The 19,407-nt window shown below is 58.8% G+C and carries 18 protein-coding genes; 13 read left to right on the top strand and 5 right to left on the bottom strand.

Translation table 11 applies throughout. From position 1 onward, the window contains the following. Nucleotide 1 precedes the first annotated feature (1 nt). A complete protein-coding gene (locus ACN0VL_RS10160) occupies nt 2-742 on the top strand; it encodes a phosphatase PAP2 family protein (protein ID WP_417616990.1) in 741 nt (246 codons plus the stop codon). A 67-nt stretch (nt 743-809) separates the two neighbouring features. On the opposite strand, the gene ACN0VL_RS10155 is transcribed toward ACN0VL_RS10160, so the two are convergent. After that, a complete protein-coding gene (locus ACN0VL_RS10155) occupies nt 810-1,310 on the bottom strand; it encodes a lactoylglutathione lyase family protein (protein WP_417616988.1) in 501 nt (166 codons plus the stop codon). A gap of 101 nt (nt 1,311-1,411) precedes the next feature. Here ACN0VL_RS10155 and ACN0VL_RS10150 point away from each other — a divergent pair, with 101 nt between their 5' ends. From ACN0VL_RS10150 to ACN0VL_RS10095, 12 genes are all read left to right on the top strand, one after another. Next, entirely contained in the window at nt 1,412-2,281 is an 870-nt protein-coding gene (locus ACN0VL_RS10150) for a LysR family transcriptional regulator (RefSeq protein WP_417616986.1), read from the top strand. Nucleotides 2,282-2,370: 89 nt separating this feature from the next. Further along, nucleotides 2,371-3,009 (top strand): 3'-5' exonuclease, encoded by a 639-nt coding sequence (locus ACN0VL_RS10145; protein ID WP_417616984.1) that lies wholly within the window; start codon nt 2,371-2,373, stop codon nt 3,007-3,009. A gap of 250 nt (nt 3,010-3,259) precedes the next feature. After that, entirely contained in the window at nt 3,260-6,157 is a 2,898-nt protein-coding gene (gene hypF, locus ACN0VL_RS10140; RefSeq protein ID WP_417616983.1) for a carbamoyltransferase HypF, read from the top strand. 83 nt (nt 6,158-6,240) lie between these two features. Beyond that, nucleotides 6,241-6,489: a HypC/HybG/HupF family hydrogenase formation chaperone gene (locus ACN0VL_RS10135; protein ID WP_417616981.1), complete on the top strand. Its 249-nt coding sequence runs from the start codon at nt 6,241-6,243 to the stop codon at nt 6,487-6,489. After that, a complete protein-coding gene (gene hypD / locus ACN0VL_RS10130) occupies nt 6,486-7,643 on the top strand; it encodes a hydrogenase formation protein HypD (protein ID WP_417616980.1) in 1,158 nt (385 codons plus the stop codon). The genes ACN0VL_RS10135 and hypD overlap by 4 nt, the downstream gene beginning before the upstream one ends. Beyond that, entirely contained in the window at nt 7,633-8,667 is a 1,035-nt protein-coding gene (hypE, locus tag ACN0VL_RS10125; RefSeq protein WP_417616978.1) for a hydrogenase expression/formation protein HypE, read from the top strand. The genes hypD and hypE overlap by 11 nt, the downstream gene beginning before the upstream one ends. A 2-nt stretch (nt 8,668-8,669) precedes the next feature. Then, complete coding sequence (locus ACN0VL_RS10120; protein ID WP_417616976.1) at nt 8,670-8,996, top strand: hydrogenase maturation nickel metallochaperone HypA; 327 nt, start codon at nt 8,670-8,672, stop codon at nt 8,994-8,996. Then, nucleotides 8,996-9,736, top strand: coding sequence for a hydrogenase nickel incorporation protein HypB (gene hypB, locus ACN0VL_RS10115; protein ID WP_417616975.1), 741 nt, complete (start codon nt 8,996-8,998; stop codon nt 9,734-9,736). Before ACN0VL_RS10120 ends, hypB begins: the two co-directional genes overlap by 1 nt. Beyond that, complete coding sequence (locus ACN0VL_RS10110; protein ID WP_417616974.1) at nt 9,729-10,856, top strand: 4Fe-4S dicluster domain-containing protein; 1,128 nt, start codon at nt 9,729-9,731, stop codon at nt 10,854-10,856. Before hypB ends, ACN0VL_RS10110 begins: the two co-directional genes overlap by 8 nt. Then, nucleotides 10,849-11,667: an FAD/NAD(P)-binding protein gene (locus ACN0VL_RS10105; RefSeq protein ID WP_417616972.1), complete on the top strand. Its 819-nt coding sequence runs from the start codon at nt 10,849-10,851 to the stop codon at nt 11,665-11,667. The genes ACN0VL_RS10110 and ACN0VL_RS10105 overlap by 8 nt, the downstream gene beginning before the upstream one ends. After that, a complete protein-coding gene (locus tag ACN0VL_RS10100; protein ID WP_417616970.1) occupies nt 11,667-12,467 on the top strand; it encodes a sulfhydrogenase subunit delta in 801 nt (266 codons plus the stop codon). Before ACN0VL_RS10105 ends, ACN0VL_RS10100 begins: the two co-directional genes overlap by 1 nt. Beyond that, the gene (locus ACN0VL_RS10095; protein ID WP_417616968.1) at nt 12,464-13,765 is read left to right on the top strand and encodes a Ni/Fe hydrogenase subunit alpha; all 1,302 of its coding nucleotides are present in this window, start codon (nt 12,464-12,466) and stop codon (nt 13,763-13,765) included. The genes ACN0VL_RS10100 and ACN0VL_RS10095 overlap by 4 nt, the downstream gene beginning before the upstream one ends. Before the next feature lie 7 nt (nt 13,766-13,772). Here the strand turns inward: ACN0VL_RS10095 and ACN0VL_RS10090 are convergent, their stop codons facing one another. The 4 genes from ACN0VL_RS10090 to ACN0VL_RS10075 form a co-directional block, all read right to left on the bottom strand. Continuing rightward, nucleotides 13,773-14,531 (bottom strand): alpha/beta fold hydrolase, encoded by a 759-nt coding sequence (locus tag ACN0VL_RS10090; RefSeq protein WP_417616967.1) that lies wholly within the window; start codon nt 14,529-14,531, stop codon nt 13,773-13,775. A gap of 390 nt (nt 14,532-14,921) precedes the next feature. After that, nucleotides 14,922-16,007 (bottom strand): endonuclease/exonuclease/phosphatase family protein, encoded by a 1,086-nt coding sequence (locus ACN0VL_RS10085; RefSeq protein WP_417616965.1) that lies wholly within the window; start codon nt 16,005-16,007, stop codon nt 14,922-14,924. Nucleotides 16,008-16,236: 229 nt separating this feature from the next. Beyond that, a complete protein-coding gene (gene gshA, locus ACN0VL_RS10080; RefSeq protein WP_417616963.1) occupies nt 16,237-17,796 on the bottom strand; it encodes a glutamate--cysteine ligase in 1,560 nt (519 codons plus the stop codon). Nucleotides 17,797-17,977: 181 nt separating this feature from the next. After that, on the bottom strand, nt 17,978-18,904 hold the full coding sequence (locus tag ACN0VL_RS10075; RefSeq protein ID WP_417616961.1) for a bestrophin family protein: 927 nt from the start codon (nt 18,902-18,904) through the stop codon (nt 17,978-17,980). Nucleotides 18,905-19,407: the final 503 nt, after the last annotated feature.

Genomic DNA, 19,407 nt, shown 5'->3' with positions numbered 1-19,407 from the left:
TATGGTTGTTGAGGTAATTTTTGAACTGGTTGAAGACACGGCAAAACTGACGCTTATCGTCGCCTGTCTCTATTTGGCGCTGGGGGCATATGTGCGTCGTAAGCAGCCGAACTGGTCCGAGCCGCTGGAAAAACGACGATTGGTTGTGCTGTGTGTGCTGGTGCTCGGGGTAACCGTGCTTAAGGTGACCGAAGATGTGCTGGGCGGAGAGTCAGGTCCGTTCGACGAGACGATATTGGTGTTTATCCACGGTCACGTTTCGCCTCGGCTGACTGGCTTCTTCGAGGCAGTCTCGCTGAGTGGATCGGCCACGGTAATGGTTCCGCTGACGATCATCACGGGCATTGTCTTGCTGCTGGCGAAGCGCCGGATTGAAGCGTCACTGGTTATCGCGTCGGTAACCAGCGCTGCTGCCGTGGTTTACGTGCTCAAGACGGTGGTTGGCCGATCCCGACCGACACTGTGGCAAACCGAATGGTATTGGGGTTCCAGCTTTCCGAGTGGGCATACTCTGGTGGTCACGGCCTTCGCTACCGCTGTCGTGTTATGCATTAGCCGAATCGTGCCTGCTGCGCGCGGGGTTGCGCTGTCGGTGGCGCTGCTCTGGATCATGCTTATCGCAGGTTCGCGCATGGTGCTCGGCGTACACTGGCCGACCGACGTGTTAGCGGCAGCATGCATCGGCGCTATGCTGCCGCTGGTCATCAAGGTTGTTTTCGAGCTACGCCACCGCCAAAGCTGATCCTTGGCCATCAACTGCTCTGCAAAGGAGCAAGGCCACCCCCAGGCACATAGCGTGCTCGGAGGCTTTAGTAAGCCCCTGCGCTGTAAATCAATTCGTAACTGTGGCTGTATATTTCCAAAATATTACCGAAGGGGTCTTCCATATACATCATGCGGTAGGGCTTTTCGCCCGGGTAGTAATAACGGGGTTTTTCCATCCGTTTTTTACCGCCGGCGGCCACTATGCGTTCGACCAGTTCTTCTACGTTGGGATCCTGCACGCAAAAGTGGAAGATGCCGGTTTTCCAGTATTCAAAGTTGTTCTCCGGGTTGACCTGATCCTTGAACTGAAACAGCTCTACGCCCACCCGATCGCCGGTGGACAGATGGGCGATACGAAAACTGCCCCAGTTGGCACCGAATACCTCGGTACACATTTCGCCAATGGCGCTATCGTCTTCAAGAATATCGGTGGGCTCCATGATCAGGTACCAGCCCATTACCTGAGTGTAAAATTCCACTGCCTTGTCGAGATCGGGCACCGAAATACCGATGTGCGAAAAATTTCTGGGATAAACCTTGTTCATTGTCTGCTCTCCTGTGGTGACGTGGTGACGTGGTGACAGTGTACAAAGGCTGCTTGATTACCTAAAATTATCGTTTGTCATGACAATGAGTACTAAACGTAATGATAAATACCCACTGGCTGCGCAGTTTTTGTACCCTGGTTGAAGTGGGTCACTTCACCCGTACGGCAGAACAGCTGCACATGACGCAGTCTGGTGTTAGCCAGCACGTACGAAAGCTGGAGCAGCAGCTGGGGCGAGACTTGCTGATCAGACAGGGCAAGCAGTTTATGCTGACGGATGCCGGCGAGCGGCTGTATCGCGAGGCAAGCTCGATTATCGAGTCTTTGTCGAGCCTGGAGCTGAGCATTGGGGCAGATCCTGCCTTTGAAGGGGCGGTTAGAGTCATGTCACCGGGCAGTGTGGGGCTCAAGTTATATCCGCATTTGCTGGCGCTGCAACGCCAACACCCCAAGCTGGTGATGGATTATCGATTTGCGCCCAACACCACTATCGAGGCCGCCATTGCCGCTTACGAGGTAGATATTGGCTTTATGACTCAGGCATCCAGACTGGCTGAGGTAAGCTGTCGTCCGGTTGCCCGAGAGCCCCTCTTACTGGTGACGCCTGCCGCGCTACCCGAGCCTGACTGGGCGCAGTTAATGGCGCTGGGCTTTATTGATCATCCCGATGGTGCCCATCATGCCGGTTTGTTGCTGGGGGCCAACTATCCTGAATTTACCCATAGCAAGATGTTTGAACAGAAAGGGTTTTCCAATCAAATCAGCCTGATCCTGGAGCCGGTGAGCATGGGGCTGGGGTTTACCGTGTTGCCGGCCCATGCGGTAGCGGCGTTTGCCAAACCCGAGCTGATTCACACTCATCGTCTTGCTCACCCGGTTAGCGAAACCCTTTACCTGGGTATGCAGCGGCGCAAACCGGTACCCAACCGGGTAAAAACGGTGCTCGCCGAAGTGGAAAAGTGGCTTTAAAGGCAAGCGCCAAGCTAGTAGCCGATGAGGCTGCAGCGGATATTAACTGTCTCGAATGAGATAAATTCAAGCAATAGCATGAGGCCGATATGGACGCTCGTCAGTACCTGGAAAGACCTACCAAAGACGCCATGCGTCAGCTCCCTGCCTTTAGCGGCCTGTTGCAGGCGCAGATCCACCAGGTGGAGAGTGCCGATGAGGTCAACTTTGCCCAAGAGCAGCTTGGCAACTGCACCCACCTGGGTTTTGATACCGAGAGCAAGCCGACTTTTATGGTGGGGGAGTCCAGCACAGGCCCACATCTGGTGCAATTGGCTACCCCGAGTCACGCCTTTCTGTTTCGGGCGGGCCAGCAGGGGAGCCAGGGCGCGGCGCATCGGTTGTTGAGCGATATTTTGCAGTCGGAGCACATCATCAAGGTAGGCTTTGGGCTCAAGTCGGATCGGGGGCCCGTGCTGCGCAAGTTTGGCATTGAGCTCAACGCGACCATGGAGTTGGCAGGAGCGGTGAAACGGCTGGGGTACAAGCAACAGGTGGGGCTGCAGGCCGCCGTGGCCATAGTGATGGGCGAGTATCTGCAAAAATCGAGAAAGGTTACTTTGTCTAACTGGGCGGCAGAGTCGTTATCTCCGGCCCAACGGAGCTATGCCGCCAACGATGCCTATGCCAGCCTGCGGGTGTATCAGGCGTTAAAGCACATGGCACCCCAGTTGTTGAATCACATCTAATATATTATGCCAACATACAAAAGTGTTAATCAATAAATTGGTCGAATACTGTTACTTAGAATAGGTCGGCCTACGATTGGTGATGGCTTTGTCGTCATCCTGATGAACGTCAGGCTCTCGGTGTTGTGCTGAGTGTCGTTGGCCTTACCGCTGATTTATCAGGTTTTTTGCCGGATGATACGGTGTAACTGCCAGATGTAAACCATATTTGAAAGGTTGAGGCCTTGAGGTTGAGTTACTGGGAGCAGGGATGCAAGCAGACGCCGACGTACGAATTGTCTATCTGGGTAATCCGCTGCACGGGGATGATGCCGCCGGCATTCAGGCGCTGGCGTTGTCGCAGACGCTGAGTTGGCCCCTTGGGGTCGAGTTGGTGGACGGCGGCACGGGAGGCGTAAGCCTGCTGCCGCTGTTTCAGCGTTGTCGGCGCATCATACTGGTGGATGCCTTGTTGAGCCTTGGCCAAGAGGGCGAGATCCGCCAGTTGTGCAATGTAACGGCGGATTCACTGGCGGGCAGCGACGGTCTGGAGCATGGCGGTGGCATCAAGGGACTGCTGGCGCTGGTGCCGTTGCTGGTGTCGCCGGCACCCATTATCGATATATTTGTGGTTGGCGGTCGCCAGTTTCCCCCCTGTTGCCCCAGCATGAGCGACGAGGTGGCACAGGCTTTGCCCGCGCTGTGTCGGCGTCTGCATCGCTATGTGACCAGGCTGCTGATGCCTGACACTCCCACTCTGTTAACGAGTAGCGCGCCGCAAGGCGTAGCGGGCCATTTGTTGCGGGTAACCGGCTGCGTGCAGGGGGTGGGGTTTCGTCCTTTTGTCTATCGATTGGCGATGGAGCTTGGGTTGTGTGGCGATGTTTGCAATATCGGCGCCGGAGTCGAGATCCGGCTGGCCGCCGATGCTGCCGCCGTGGCGAATTTCTGCCAACGGTTGCGAGCGGACTGCCCCGTCCATGCTTGCATAGAGGACATAACGACCCAGCCCTTTACTTTTGCAGCTGCTCCTTCCGATTTTACGGTAACGGACACCCAGGCTCAGGGAAAGGGAGCGCGGTGTCCGCCCGATCTGGCCGTTTGCGCCCAGTGTCTGATTGAGCTGGCGGACCCAAATAACCGGCGCTACGGCTATCCCTTTATCAACTGCACCGACTGCGGCCCCCGTTACTCCATAATTCGCGCCTTGCCTTACGACCGCGCCAACACCGCCATGGCCGAGTTTCCGCTTTGTGCTGCCTGCCGCGAAGAATATCGCCACCCCGCCAATCGGCGCTTTCACGCCGAGCCGGTTGCCTGTGCCGAATGCGGTCCACATATCTGGCTGCAAGACGCGAATGGCGAAGTGCTGCAGGGCACTACGGCGGCCTTGCTGGCTCAATGTTGCGGTTGGCTGGAGCAAAATTTAGTGTTGGCGCTTAAGGGTATTGGTGGCTTTCAACTGGCCTGCCATGCTGGCTCTGTGGCGGCCATTGCGCAATTGCGCCGGCGTAAACACAGGCCCGGCAAGCCCTTTGCCGTCATGATGCGAGACTTGGCCCAGGTTGAAGCCTGTTTCACGCTGAATAACGACGAGCGGGAGCAGCTGAGCTGCTCGGCGGCACCCATAGTGCTGTTACCAAAGGCACGACTGCGCCAGCCGGTGCAAGGGATCCTGCCCGAAGTACTGGCACCTGGCATGGCCAGCATTGGCGTTATGCTGGCCAGCTCGCCGCTGCACTGGTTATTGCTGAACGAGGTTGGCGTCCCCTTGGTGATGACCTCGGGTAATGCCAGTGGCGAGCCCATTTGTATGGATAACCAGCAAGCCAGCTCGGCGTTGGCCGGCCTGGCCGACGGCTTTTTGCTGCATAACAGACCCATACTGCACCGTTGTGACGATTCGGTGCTGGCTTGGCTTGCGGGGCGGCCACGGCTGATCCGCCGCGCTCGGGGCTATGTGCCCGCACCGTTTGCGCTGCCGACCGAGTTTGGTGGCGCCGTGCTGGCGCTGGGGGCGGATCTAAAGAATAGCTTTTGCCTGACTGCAGATGGCCAGGCCATTTTATCGGCCCATAACGGCGATTTATCTGCGCCGAGCTGCCTCGATGCCTTGCGACAGCAGGTCGACCCGCTGCCCGAGGCCGGGGGGCCGCCTTTGCAAGCCATTGCCGTGGATCTGCATCCCGATTATGCATCTACCCGTTTAGGGGCCCGTTTGGCGCAAGCGCGCGGGCTGCCGCTGGTTCGGGTGCAGCATCATCATGCCCATCTGGTGTCTTGCCTGGTCGAAAACGGGCAACCACCCGATGTGCCTGTGCTCGGCATCGTGCTTGATGGCCTGGGGTATGGTGATGACGGCAGTCTGTGGGGCGGTGAGTTGCTGCTGGCCGATTATGCACGTTATCGGCGGTTGACGCGGCTGCGGCCTTTCCCGCTGCTGGGGGGAGATCAGGCTAATCGTCAGCCCTGGCGCAACCTGCTGGCGCAATTGGCCCAGGCACAGCTCTTGCCCCCCTGGTCAATACTGGAAGCCGAGAGCTCGACGTTGGCCGTCGAGAGTCCGGAGCTGGCCTGGCTGATGGAGGGCAAGGCTCAAGCCTTGTTGAAAATGGCGGCGGGTTTTCCGCTCACCTCGTCGGCAGGGCGGCTGTTTGATGCGGTGGCGGCGCTGCTGGGCGTGGCACCGTCCGAGCTCAGTTTTGAAGGCGAGGCCGCCATGAAGCTGGAAGCCCTGGCGCAAGGCACACCGGCAAACGCCTGTTATGAGCTGGGGTTAAGCCAGGAGGGGGCGTGCTGGCAGCTGGATCCGGCGCCGCTGTGGCCGGTGATGATAGCGGCCCTGCAGGCCGGTGAAGATAAAGCGGTGCTGGCAGCCAATTTTCATCTAAGTTTAGTGAGGGGGCTGTGCCACACGGTGCGGCGGCTGCGCCGGCAAGAGGGTGTGACCTTTAGTACAGTGGCACTCAGCGGCGGCGTGATGCAAAACCGCCTGCTGCTGGCACCCCTGATAGACGAGCTGAACGCCATGGGGTTGACCGTACTGACCCAAAGCCAGGCCCCCAGCAACGACGGCGGCATCGCTCTGGGTCAGGCCGCCATAGCCCTGGCCCAATTGCACCTAGGCCAAGGTGTAACGCCGTTGGTCGAATACTTTTTATCTAAATAAGGCGACCCTACAAAAATGGCGCGGAGCCTGCCTGTTTTGTAGATCTAATTTATTGGACCACCAACAGCCAGGGAGCAAAGCTGATGTGTTTGGGAATACCGGCCAGGGTGGTTGCCATTGTAGATGCAAACGCCGGACTGGCACTGGCGGACACCGCCGGGGTGAGCCGGCAGATCAATATCGGCCTGCTGGCCCTGGAGGGGCGAGAGCCTTCGACGCTGGTGGGGGAGTGGGTGTTGCTTCATGTGGGGTTTGCCATGGCGGTGATCGATCAGAGTGAAGCCGACCGCGCCCTGGCTCTGCTGGCGCAAATGGAAGAGGGTGCGTCATGAGCCTGACCCATGATTTTCGTGATGCCGGGCGAGTAAAAACCCTGCTGGCAGCCATTACCGCCGCGGCAGATCCACTGGCCGCACGCCTTGGCCGTCCCTTGCAGATCATGGAAGTGTGCGGCGGCCATACCCATGCCATTTTTCGCTTTGGGCTGCACCAGTTGCTGCCTGCTTCCATCGAGTTTATCCACGGCCCTGGCTGCCCAGTCTGCGTGCTACCGGTTGAGGCGGTCGATCAGGCCGTCAGCCTGGCGCGGCAGCAAGACGTTATTCTGGCAAGCTTCGGCGATCCGCTGCGGGTGCCCGGCAGCCAGGGGAGTCTGCTGCAGGCCAAGGCCGAAGGAGCCGAGGTAAAGGTACTGTATTCCCCCTTCGACGCCCTCGCGCTGGCCCAGGCCAACCCGGATAAGCAGGTGGTGTTTTTTGCCATCGGCTTCGATACCACCATGCCCAGCACCGCTTATTCTTTGCTGGCCGCCGACCGAGCCGGCATCGGTAACCTGAGCTTTCTGTGTCATCACATCCGGCTGATGCCGACGTTGGTCGGCCTGCTGGAGGCCGGCGACGTTCAGCTTGATGGCTTTGTAGGGCCGGGGCACGTCAGCATGGTGATCGGCAGCCGGGTCTATGAGCCCATCGCCAGCCACTATCACAAGCCGTTGGTGATCGCCGGTTTCGAGCCAGTGGACTTTTTGCAGGCCCTGTATCAACTGATCCTGCAGTTGGCTGAAGGGCGCTGCACTATCGAAAACGCCTATGCACGGGTGGTGGCACCGGACGGCAATCCGGCCGCCCTCAAGGTGATGGACGACGCCTTCGAACAAGGGGTCAACAGCCACTGGCGGGGACTTGGCCTGGTGGCAGGCTCGGGGGTACGGGTACGAGAGCGATATCGACATCTGGATGCAGCCGAACGCCTGACATCCACAACTCAAACCAAAGCCGACTCCGATCCCGCCTACTGTAATGCCGTGCTTGTCGGGCGCATCAAACCCCATCAATGCCCGCTGTTTCGCCGCCAATGCACGCCCGCGCATCCGGTGGGTGCCCTTATGGTCTCCAGTGAGGGGGCCTGCGCCGCCTACTATCAATACCGGCCCGAACAGTACCAGCCCGAACAAGAGCAAGATAAGGAGGCGAGCGGTGACCAATGAGCACACAACCATTTCCCTGGCCCATGGTGCCGGGGGTGGGGCCATGCATAGCCTGATTGACGAACTGTTTCTGACCGCCTTCGGCGACGGCCCCTTGCTGCAAAAGGAAGATCAGGCCCGGTTGCCGCTGGCAGACTTTCTGGCTCGGGGAGATCGGCTGGCCCTGACCACAGACAGCTTTGTGGTCAGCCCGCTGGAGTTTCCCGGTGGCGATATCGGCAAGCTGGCGGTGTGCGGCACCCTCAACGATCTGGCCGTGGGCGGCGCTATTCCCCTGTATTTGACTGCTGCTTTTATTATTGAAGAAGGCCTACCGCTGGCGTTGCTCGAGCGTCTGGTCGGCTCCATGGCCGAGGCGGCCCGTCTAGCCGGCGTGAGCATAGTCACCGGCGATACCAAGGTGGTGGAGCGGGGCATGGCCGACAAGTTGTTTATCAATACCACAGGCGTGGGCGTGATCCCGGCGGGCCTCAACCTGGCCATTGGCTCGGCCCTGCCCGGCGACAAAATCCTGGTTAACGGCCATGTGGGCGATCACGGTGCTGCCGTTATGCTGGCGCGAGAAGATCTGGGGCTAGTGGGGGAGTTGGCCAGCGATTGTGCCGCCCTGCAGGGGCTGATCCAGCCGGTGCTGGCGCACTGCGCCGGGGTGCGCTGCTTGCGCGATGCCACCCGAGGGGGGCTGGGAGGTGTGCTAAGCGAAATCGCTGGGGCCTCGCAAGTGAGTATTCAACTGGTTGAAAGCGAGCTGCCCATTCGGCCTCAAACCCAGGCGCTGTGCGAGCTGCTGGGGCTGGAGCCGCTGTTTCTGGCCAACGAGGGGATGGCTGCCATGGTGATCTGCCCCGAACAGGCCGAGCAGGCGCTGGCGCTGTGGCGTGATCATCCCCTGGGGCGGCATGCTCGCATCATCGGCGAAGTCTTGGCCCCATCGTCACCGGGGCGGTTGAGTCTGATGACCCCCTACGGGGGCGAGCGGCTGCTGGAGGTACCCCATGGCCTGCAGCTGCCACGGATCTGCTGAGTATGCATGAGCTGTCCGTGGTGCGAGCTTTGCTGACTCAGCTCAAGCCCTATCAGCAGCAGGAGATAAGGCGTATCTGCATCGAGGTGGGTACCATGAGCTGCGTTGACAGCGAGCGGCTGCATTTTTGTTTCAACATGGTGAAAGACGAGGCCGAGCTAAGCGATGCGATACTTAACATCAATGTGGTGGCGGCTCAGGCCGAATGCCGCAGCTGTGGCCAGCCTTTTTCCCCGCGCGGGCCAGGTGACGCCTGCCCCTGTGGCAGCTACGACTATACTCTAACTTCGGGGCGGCAACTGCTGCTAACGGAAATAGGATTTGGCTGATGTGTGGACACTGTGGATGTGCCAGCGAAAAAGCCCGACTGTCGGAGCCGGGCAGCGAGACCCATAGTCATCTGCACCAGAACGGTGACAGCCTGCAATTACAGCAAGCCTTGCTGGCCGGCAACGATGAACTGGCGCGGCAAAATAGAGACTGGCTGGCCGCCAATCGCATTACCTGCATCAACCTGATGGGGACCCCAGGCGCCGGCAAAACCCAATTGCTGGAAGCCACCTTCAAAGGGGCTGGCGCCAACTGGCCGCCGATGACGGTGCTGGAAGGGGATCAGCAAACCCAGAATGATGCCCGTCGCATTCAGGCCTGCGGCGGCCGGGCGGTGCAGATCAACACCGGCACCGGCTGCCACCTGGATGCCCAGATGATACAGGCAGGGCTGGAGCAATTGGCGCCGCTACCGAACTCTCTGGTGCTGGTCGAGAACGTGGGCAACCTGGTGTGCCCGGCGCTGTTCGATCTGGGCGAGCAGCACAGGGTGGCCATGATGGCGGTGACCGACGGCGAAGACAAACCGGAGAAGTATCCCCATTTATTTGCCGGCTGCGAGCTGGTCATTATCAACAAAATCGATCTGCAGCCTTATCTAAATGTCGATCTAAACCAGATAAAAACCTCGTTGCGGCGGTTGAATCCGCGGGTCGAGATCCTGACACTGTCGGCCAGCACCGGCGAGGGACTTAACGCCTGGCAGGACTGGATGCTGACCCGAGCTCATCATGACTAGACGCTTTTTACCCCACCGGGATCTGCACCGGCTGCATCAGGCGCTGGTGCAGGCCGGTTATGAGGTGATCGGCCCTCAAGTCAAAGACGATGCCATTCTGTTTGCTCCCTTGAACAGTGTCGACCAGTTGCCCTGGGGTTGGCAGGAACAGGCCGACGCCGGTTCTTACCGCTTGCAGCACACGGCTGGCCGGCGCGCCTTTGCCTGGAATACCGGCCCTCAGGGCCTTAAACCCTGGCTGTTTCAACCCAGGCAAAGCCTGTGGCGAGCCGAGAATACCGAACAGGGATTGCGCTTTCACGCCGTGGAGCCCGAGGCCAGACGACTCGCCTTTATCGGGCTGCGAAGCTGTGATCTGGCGGCACTGAAAATACAGGACCGGCACTTTCTTGAGGGGCCTTATGCCGATCCCTTTTATCGGGCCCAGCGTGAGCAGTTGCTGATTGTGGCGGTCAATTGCGGCCGCAGCGCCCACACCTGTTTTTGTGTGTCGACCGGTGACGGCCCCGAGGCACGTTTTGGATTCGATCTGCTGCTCGACGAACTGGAAAATGGCTATCTGTTGCAGACCGGCAGCGAACGCGGTGTGGCCATAGCGGCGCAGTTGCCTCTCACAAAAGCCAGCGGCCGGCAAGTGACCGAGGCCAACACCCTGTTGGCGGGGGCCCGCCAGCAGCAGCGGGTGATGCCGAGCGAGGCCGAGCTGGTGCAACTGGTCGACCGGCTCGAGCATCCGCGCTGGCAGCAAGTGGCCGATCGTTGTCTGGCCTGCGGCAACTGTACCCTGGTGTGCCCCACCTGTTTTTGCTCCAAGCAAGAAACCGAGGGCGATATTCAGAACCAGCAAGCCGAGCAGGTGCGGCTGTGGGATTCCTGCTTCAGCGAGCAGCACAGCTACATTACCGGCAAGGTAGTTCGGCCCGAAATTCGCCATCGCTACCGGCAATGGCTGGTACACAAGCTGGCCACCTGGCAGCAGCAGTTTGGCCGCAGCGGCTGTGTAGGCTGCGGTCGCTGTATTGCCTGGTGTCCGGTGGCCATCGACTTGGTGGAAGAGGCCCAGGCTTTGCTGGAGGACACACTGCAGGAAGACAAGCCGCCGGAGGGGAAGCATGACTGATTTTCTGCCCATGACCGCGACCCTGGCGGAGAAAGAGATGGAATTGCCCGGGGTGTATACCCTGAGCCTGGCACTGGAAACCCGGGTGCCGTTCGACTTTGATTTTGGGCAGTTCAACATGCTCTATCTGTTTGGTGCCGGTGAGGTGGCCATCTCCATCATGGGATGGCGGCAGGGGCTGTTACAACACACCATTCGCGCCGTGGGCCGAGTCACTCGCCCTTTGGTAGAACTGGAAGTCGGTCAGCAGCTGGGCCTGCGTGGCCCCTTTGGTCAGGGCTGGCCATTGACCAGGCTGCAGGGGCGGGATCTGGTGTTCATCACCGCCGGGCTGGGTTGCGCTCCCGTGGTGGCGGCCATTCACCACGCGGTTGCCAACCGGGAGCAATATGGTCGCATCGTGATCCTGCAGGGGTTCAAGCACCATGCAGACTTGCTCTGGCAGGCCCAGTACCGGCGTTGGCAAACCCAGGGCAAGTGTCAGGTGCTGCTGGCCGCCAGCGAAGAAAACCGCCACCGGCACCGCTGGCGCCTGGGGCTGGTCACCGAATTGCTGGAGTTGGCCGAGTTCGATCCGGGTAATTGCGCGGTCTTGATGTGCGGCCCCGAGATCATGATGCTGGCGGCCCTCAAGCAGCTGGCGCGGCAGCAGGTGGGGGATGAGGCCGTTTATATGAGCCTGGAGCGCAACTTTCAGTGCGGCCAGGGCTTGTGTGGTCATTGCCAGCTGGGCCCGTATTTTGTCTGCAAAGACGGCCCCGTATTCCATTATCCGCAGGTCAAGCCCTGGCTGGGGCAGGAGGGAGTCTGATGGCCGCACCCAAACTGACTCTGGCGGTACACAAGCTGACTTCCTGCTCGGGCTGTCAGCTGGCCTTCCTCAATCAGGGGCCGGCGCTGCTGGATATGCTGGAAGAAGTGGAGTTTCTGCATTTTATCGAGGCCGGCATCGAAGGGCCGGAACAAGCCGTCGATGTGGCCTTTGTCGAAGGCAGCATCTCTACCCCGGAAGATCTTAAGCGGGCTCAGACCCTGCGGCAAAACAGCAAGCTGGTGGTCACCATAGGTGCCTGCGCCACCAGTGGTGGCATTCAGGCCCTGCGCAACATGGCGGATGGTCCGGCCTGGCAAGCGGCCATTTATGCCCGACCGGATTTTATCGCCACCCTGACAACCTCCACCGGGGTAGCCGAACACATCAAGGTGGACTTCGAACTCTGGGGTTGCCCCATCACGGTTGAGCAGATGCGCCATTTTCTGCGCCAGCTGCGACTGGGCGTACAGCCCCGTCCCGAGGCCGAAAAGCTGTGTATGGAGTGCAAGCGCCGGCTGCAGGTTTGCGTGATGGTGACCCGGGGCGCCCCCTGTCTGGGGCCCGTGGTGCGTACCGGCTGCGGTGCCCTCTGTCCGGCCTTTGGTCGGGCCTGCTATGGTTGCTTTGGCCCCTCCGAGCAGCCTAACTGCGACAGCCTGGCCAATCGTTTCGCCGGTCTGGGTCTGATGCCCGACGACATTGCCCGGCGTTTTGCCGCCATTCACAGCCACAGCGCGCCGTTTCGCGAGCAAAGCCGGCGTTGGCAGCGAATTGACGTGCGGGAGCTGGATGATTGAAAAAAAACAAGCGTCGCATTGCCCTCAAGGTGCCCTTCGTTACCCGGCTGGAAGGTGAGGGCTCGCTGGAGCTGAGTGCCCGGGGCGACCGCATCGAAAAATTGCATCTGGCTATTTTCGAGCCGCCTCGGCTGTTCGAAAAGTTTCTGGAAGGGCGTGACTATCAGGAGGTGCCGGATCTCAACGCCCGTATCTGCGGCATTTGTCCCATGGCCTACCAGCTCACCTCCATTCAGGCGATGGAACAGCTGTTCGGCATAGTACTGCCCACGCCCCTGGTGCAGCTCAGAAAGCTGATGAATCTGGGGGAGTGGGTGCAAAGTCATGCCCTGCATATTCACTTTCTGGCGGCGCCGGACTTTCTCGGGTTCGATCACGCTCTGGCCATGGCCCAGCAGCATCCCGAAGTATTGCGGCGGGGTATGCAACTGCAAGAAGCCGGCAATGCGCTGATGACCTTGTTGGGAGGCCGCTCCGTGCATCCGGTGGGGTTGCAGGTGGGGGGCTTTGGTCGCCTGCCCGATATGGCACGCTGGGATCAGGCTCGGCAATTGGTAGAAAAAGCGCTACCTGCCGCCGAACAACTGGTGCGCTGGACGGCAGGGCTGACGCTGCCCGACTACAGCCATGACTTTACCTGGGTCAGCCTGACCGAGCCGGACACCTATGCCATCAATGGCGGCCGACTCACCAGCAACACCGGCCTGAGCCTGGGTTATGAGGATTATGCCGACCATTTTGCCGAGCATCAGGAACCCCATTCCACGGCCCTGTATTCACTGCTGGACGGCAAGGACTATCTGGTGGGTCCGCTGGCACGGATGAACAACAGCTTCGCGCAGCTGCCCGTCGAGGTGCAGGCGCTGGCTCGGGAATGCGGTTTCAACTTCCCCAATCGCAACATGTTTACCAGCATTCAGGCTCGGGCATTGGAGATCTATTGGGCGCTGTTCGAGGCAAGCCGGCTGCTGGCTCAGGATTGCCCGACTGGCGAGGCCAACTTGCCGGTTACCCCCAGGGCGGGGGAGTGTTGCTTTTGCACCGAGGCGCCACGAGGCATGATTTATCATCATTATCGGCTGGATGAACAGGGCAAGCTGCTGTCCTGCAGCATAATCCCGCCTACCAGCCAGAACCAGGCCCGCATCGAGCAGGATCTGAAAATCTCGGTTACCCGTTTTGGCCTGAGCCACAGCGATCTGGAACTCAAGTTGTTTTGCGAACGACTGATCCGCAACTACGACCCCTGTATTTCCTGCTCCACCCATTTTCTGCAGTTCAAGATGCAGCGTGGTTAGCCTTGGTTCAGACTTCACCCGACAGCCAGACCCGTATCTGTTCACAGACCCAATCCGGGGCATCCAGGGGCAGGTCGTGGCCGGCATCGGGGTGGCGGCGCAGGGGGAGTTGCCAGTGCTTGGCAATGGCCTGACTGCACCTGGGGCTAACCAACTGGTCCCCCAGGCTGTTCAATACCAGCATGGGCACCCGAGGGTGAGCATCAGGTGGGCGATAGCGAAGGGCGGCGAGCAACTGGCGCAAGGTATTGCTGCGTGTAGGGGGGCATTCTCGTGCATAGGCGGCCCAGCGGGTCATGATTTCCAGGTCATCGGCAAAGACTCGGCTGGTCAGCTGCAGTATGGCGGCTTCTTGCCGCAGGGGGTCCCGCTGCCACAGGCACCATTTCAGCAGTGGCCAGTACACCCGCGGTTGCAGCCGGTGATAAAAGGGACTGATGCCCACCAGGCTGCTGTTGATCAATACCACGGCGCTCAGCTCATCGGGGTAGCGGCTGGCCCAGTCTATCGCCACCATGCCGCCCAAGGATAATGCCAGCAGTTTTAGCGGCCCCTTGTCTCGCTCGGCCTGGCAACGCTCTCTTAATTCGTCGGTGATATCTGCAATACGAGTCGGGCTTTGCCGATGATATTCATGGCCAAAACCAGGCAAGTCCGCCAGCGTGACACCCTGATCGGGAAAAGTGGACTGCAGGTGTGCAGGAAACTCTTCCCAGTGACGTTGCTCGCGCATCAGCCCCCGTAGCAAAAGCCAGTGTGTGCTCAATCTTGCTCCTGATGTTGGTGTGTCATTACAGCTTATCCCTTTGGGTGGCGGTAAGCTTTAAGCTACAGAAAGACCTAAAACCTATTTTTGCCACGACTCTTTGCAGCGAGAAGCACGGAACCCACGGAAGAAAACCAGCAAAGGCTGTAAAGGGTGATGAGTTAAAGATAACACCCGGCACCAAGTACCCGACAAACAAGGTGTGTTTTGTAGGGTCGAATTTATTCGACCTTTTAGCTGGCACTACCGTCCTGCCTTGGCTGGATTATAAATAATAAATCCTGCTAACGCAGGACCGGCAGCTAAAGCGCCGGACTACAGGGTGCGGTGTTTTGTCGGGTTTTTACGTACAGCGTAACGCTTAGGGCGTACAGCATGGGTCGTCAGCGGTTATTTGCCTGGTTCGGGAACGTCGCTTTTACTGACGTGCTTTTTGGCCATTTTTTTATTGGCCAGTTGCTTGTCGTCGGCGTCGACTTGCAGCTCGTTGTGGCCGTTATGTTTATTCGGGTTAAAACTGAGGCAGGTCAGTAACGCAAAGTGATCGGATCCCTTTAGCTTTAATCGCTGCAGCTGGACCACGCGAAAATGATGACTGTGAAAGAGATGGTCCAGCGGCCAGCGAACAAACCAGTATTGGGCATGAAAGGTGTTAAACATGCCGCGGCCGATGCGGGGGTCGAGCAAACCGCTTAATTTTCTAAACAAGCGGGTGGTCGTCGACCAGGCCACGTCGTTAAGATCGCCTGCCACAATCACCGGCATGCGCGCGTCGGCCACACTTCTGGCCACCGCCAGCAGCTCGGCATCGCGCTCGATGGACTCGTCATTCTCGGTGGGGCTGGGGGGCGCCGGATGTATGAAGTGCACTCTGACCTGGGTCCCGCAGGCCAGCCGAACCAGGCAATGCATGGAGGGCACGTCGTCTTGCACCAGATACTCTATGGTGCTTTCTTCCAGCGGCAGGCGAGAATACACATGCATGCCATACAGGTTATCGAGCGGACACTTTATGGTGTGCGGGTAGTCGGTTTCCAGCACGGCCAGCTGTTGCTCCCACCAATGATTGGACTCAAGAGTGACCAGCAGGTCGGGGTTATGCTGACGCACCAGATCGATGAGGCAATCAGCATGCTTGTTGGGTGCCAGCACATTGGACGACAAAATCTTGATGGGATTTGGTGCCTGGTCGGCAGAGGTCGATTTGACTTCTACCGGGTGCAGGCGGGTATAGGGAAAAATCCACCAGCCATGATAAAACAGGCAGGCGAGGTTGATAGCCAGTAACCCCAGGCTGCTTGGCAGTGACAAATCGAGTCGCCACAGGGCGAGCAGCAGGACGAGGCCGATAAAAGTCATGAATTGTACGCGGGGAAAGTCGAGTCCTCTTACCCACCAGGCCTCATGGCGCCACACTGGCAGCAGGGTGATAGTGGCACTTATGACTGTGGCGATCGTAAACAGTGTCAATTCCATTGCGTAAGGCACCCTTTAATCTGTTTGGCTGGTAAAGAGTAAAATGGCATTGTCGACCTGATAACACAAGTCACCCGGGTGTGCTGCCCCCGCCTTCGCGGGGGGGACGAGGATGTAACGCGGGGGTGACGTTCCTAAGCGAGGGTGACGTTCCTTCGTGGGAATGACGACAGAACCACAGCTGTTATACGGGATTACTTAGCCGCTAGTGACTCCCATTCTGACAAGCTTACACCGCGATTAAGGTCTGGCTTTCTTCAGCTGCTTCTTTTGCCTCTGCTTCTTCCAAACGGTGTTGTGCCGCCAGTGAGGAGTGGGCCAGTTGGCTGAAGTAGTGATTCTGCTCTGGGCTGAGCGGAGTCTGTTGCCATTGCTGCGTGAGCTCGGTGGCCCTGTCTTGCATCCACTGTGTGTAATCTTGCCCGGTGGCGGTGAGTTGCTGCAGAATGCGGGCCGAGGGCGTAAGTCCGGGCTGTTGCAGTAGCGGTTTGTAGTGCTGTACCGCATCAAGGTAGCCACTACCGGCCTGGTCCAGCAGCTGGGCGATGGCCTCCAGCTCGGCAAAGAGTTGCTCGCCCCAGGCGGTGCGGCCGAGTTCGCCGCTGGCGGTTTCCAACAGCAGATCGGGCCGACGACCCTGCTCGGTCACGCGAGTGTGGTTGCGGGCCAGGCGCAGTTGTTCCTGCTCGCCAATTTCCGGGCTGTCCTGCAGCAGGCAGAACAGCAAAAAGGTATCCAGAAAACGCACCTGGGTGTCATCTATGCCCAGCGGCAGCAGGGGATTGATGTCCAGATTGCGCACTTCTATGTATTCCACCCCTCGGGCGTTCATGGCCTGCAGCGGCGTTTCTCCGGCCTGGGTCACCCGCTTGGGGCGGATATCGCTGTAATACTCGTTTTCTATCTGCAGGATATTGTCGTTCAGCTGGCGGGTATCGCCGTTCACCTCGACCCCGATGCGGGTATAAGGTGCATGAGGGGTATTCAGGGCCCGGGTTAGATCCCGGCTGTATTCCGTCAGGCTGTTGGTGCTGATGTGCAGGCTGGTCTGGGCGTCGCTCTGGTAACCGAGCCCGCTCATGCGCAACGAGGTGGCGTGGGGCAGATAGAAGGTGTCGCTACCCAGGCTGGCCAGCCGGTGCGGACGGCCGTCCATAAAAGAGCGGCTGAGCGCCGGCGAGGCGCCAAACAGATAGAGCAGCAACCAGCCGTAGCGGCGGAAGTTGCGGATCAGCGCAAAATACTGAGCCGAGCGAAAATCGGTCAGCGAGTCCTGGCTGCCCAGCAGTTGCCGGTAGCCCTCCCAGAAGCTGTCGGATAAAGAGAAGTTGAAGTGGATGCCGGCAATGCTCTGCATAATGCGGCCATAGCGTACATCCAGCCCGCGACGATAGGTGTGCTTCATCCGACCCGCACGGGAAGTGCCGTATTCGGCGATGGGCACACTGTTGTTACCCTGCAGGGCACAGGGCATGCTGGCGGGCCACAGGCGCTCATCCGCCAGCTGGGTGGCGGTGTAACGGTGCAGCTGCTCCAAAAAGCCAAGGGTCTCGTCAATGTGCTCGCCGGCAGGGGTAATAAACTCCAGCAGCGCTTCGGAATAGTCGGTGGTGATATGGGGGTGTGTCAGCGCCGATCCCAGGGTCTGCGGATGAAGATCTTGTACCAGCTGACCTTTGGGGGTGACCCGCAAGGCTTCTTTTTCGATGCCGCGACGAATATGGGTCAGCGGCTGGATCAGACCGGCGTCGGCCAGCTGTGACAGGCGCGGAGTAAGGGATGGCATCATCAACAAAAGAACCTCTGTATCAAGTCAATCAATCAGGCCAGTCGACCTGACTCTTTTTACGAACCCGTTTTGCAACCCCGGTATCGTTGGTTGGCATTATATTTCCTCTGAGCTCAGAGATAATGACCCCACAGTGCAAATTACTTTTGACTGTCAGTAACAATAGGCGAGTGATAGCCGTTTATTGCAGGTAGCCGTCTATGGGGGTGATGGCGGGTGGAAGCTCGGTTTCTTCTAGCGCTTCCAGCAGGTTGATTTCGATGGTGCGCGACAGGGCGTTGAGTGGCAGATCGTTGGCGGCCAGCCCGAAGGGCTCTTCCAGCTCTTCACTGAGGGCATCCAGACCAAAAAAGGTGTAGGCGATCACGGCACACACCAAAGGGGTGACCCAGCCCAAGGAAGAAACCAGGCCAAAGGGCAACATAAAGCAATACAGATAGGTGGTGCGGTGCACCAGCAGGGTATAGGCAAACGGCAACGGCGTATTTTGAATGCGCTCGCAGGCGGCCAGCACGCCGGTCATGGAGGTGAGCCGCTCGTCCATGCTCTGCACCAAAAACTCCGACAATAACCGCTCGCGCCGACTGTAACCGATCTTCTTGCCCATCAGCCGCAGCAGGCACTCGGGCAGGTTTTGCGCCTGGCGCAGGCTGGCATGATGCTCAGGCTCCACAAAACGATCGACGTCCTGCCAGGGCGAGGTGTCACGCAGCCGATGGCGCAAGGCGTGGGTAAAGGCAATGGTCAGGTGGATCATGCGCCTTTGGGTATGCCGTCCTGTCTCGGTTTCCTGATCCATAAAGGAGATCACCTGACGGGCCAGGCTGCGGGCATCAATCATCAACTGGCCCCACTGTTCACGAGCTTCCCACCAGCGCTCGTAACTGGCGTTGTTGCGAAAGCCGAGGAACAGCGACAGGGCGACCCCGAGTAGGGTAAAGGGCGCCGTACTGTAAGAGGCAAAAAAGCCGGGGTAGCGGTGCTGAATGGCGGCGATGACAATACTGAGCAGGGTGATCAGTAAAATCTGGGGATAAATCTGCGGGATGACGGAGCCACGCAGGGTAAAGAACAGCCTGAACGCATGCGTTTTTTGTCGAACGATCATGCCGCCTCCGAGTGAGTGGTGGTAATGGTGAATGCGATGATAAGTGCAGAAAGTGATTCAAGTGTAGCCGGTGGTAGTGGTTAACAATACACACCTTTATGCAGTTATGCCGGGCTGGCCCTACAAAATACACCCTGTAGTCCTGCGCTTTAGCTGCAGGTCCTGCGTTAGCAGGATGTATTTTAAAATCCCGCTGAGACGGGAGTGCCAGCTAAAGCGGCACCCTACAAAAACGCTCTATAAGTAATGCCGCATAACCGGTGTGGATCTGCCGTCATTCCCGCGAAGGCGCTGAGGGATCCCCAAAAAAATAGGCAGGCATGGTAGATTATCTCTTTTGTTAATCGCCAAAAAAACAAAGAGGATCTTCCATGCCTGCCGTCCGCACAGTTTGCCATAATTTCTTCCACACTGCGCTCACATCTTTCCACCAGGCTCGTATCAAAACCCTGCTGTCTTGCGCTGAAGGATTGATTGCTGGCAACACTCTTGCCTTGACGCGA

It is taken from the genome of Oceanisphaera sp., assembly GCF_048268965.1.
Taxonomy (GTDB): Bacteria; Pseudomonadota; Gammaproteobacteria; order Enterobacterales; family Aeromonadaceae; genus Oceanimonas.
Note: the sequence above shows the minus strand (reverse complement) of the source record. Positions and strands in the feature narration are given on the sequence as shown.

Coding starts and splice junctions, on each gene's coding strand:
- ACN0VL_RS10100 (WP_417616970.1), top strand. CDS start 11,667: ATGGCCGCACCCAAACTGACTCTGGCGGTACACAAGCTGACTTCCTGC.
- ACN0VL_RS10155 (WP_417616988.1), bottom strand. CDS start 1,310: ATGAACAAGGTTTATCCCAGAAATTTTTCGCACATCGGTATTTCGGTG.
- ACN0VL_RS10075 (WP_417616961.1), bottom strand. CDS start 18,904: ATGATCGTTCGACAAAAAACGCATGCGTTCAGGCTGTTCTTTACCCTG.
- ACN0VL_RS10110 (WP_417616974.1), top strand. CDS start 9,729: ATGACTAGACGCTTTTTACCCCACCGGGATCTGCACCGGCTGCATCAG.
- gshA (WP_417616963.1), bottom strand. CDS start 17,796: ATGATGCCATCCCTTACTCCGCGCCTGTCACAGCTGGCCGACGCCGGT.
- ACN0VL_RS10085 (WP_417616965.1), bottom strand. CDS start 16,007: ATGGAATTGACACTGTTTACGATCGCCACAGTCATAAGTGCCACTATC.
- ACN0VL_RS10135 (WP_417616981.1), top strand. CDS start 6,241: ATGTGTTTGGGAATACCGGCCAGGGTGGTTGCCATTGTAGATGCAAAC.
- ACN0VL_RS10120 (WP_417616976.1), top strand. CDS start 8,670: ATGCATGAGCTGTCCGTGGTGCGAGCTTTGCTGACTCAGCTCAAGCCC.
- ACN0VL_RS10105 (WP_417616972.1), top strand. CDS start 10,849: ATGACTGATTTTCTGCCCATGACCGCGACCCTGGCGGAGAAAGAGATG.
- hypB (WP_417616975.1), top strand. CDS start 8,996: ATGTGTGGACACTGTGGATGTGCCAGCGAAAAAGCCCGACTGTCGGAG.
- hypD (WP_417616980.1), top strand. CDS start 6,486: ATGAGCCTGACCCATGATTTTCGTGATGCCGGGCGAGTAAAAACCCTG.
- ACN0VL_RS10150 (WP_417616986.1), top strand. CDS start 1,412: ATGATAAATACCCACTGGCTGCGCAGTTTTTGTACCCTGGTTGAAGTG.
- ACN0VL_RS10145 (WP_417616984.1), top strand. CDS start 2,371: ATGGACGCTCGTCAGTACCTGGAAAGACCTACCAAAGACGCCATGCGT.
- hypF (WP_417616983.1), top strand. CDS start 3,260: ATGCAAGCAGACGCCGACGTACGAATTGTCTATCTGGGTAATCCGCTG.
- ACN0VL_RS10160 (WP_417616990.1), top strand. CDS start 2: ATGGTTGTTGAGGTAATTTTTGAACTGGTTGAAGACACGGCAAAACTG.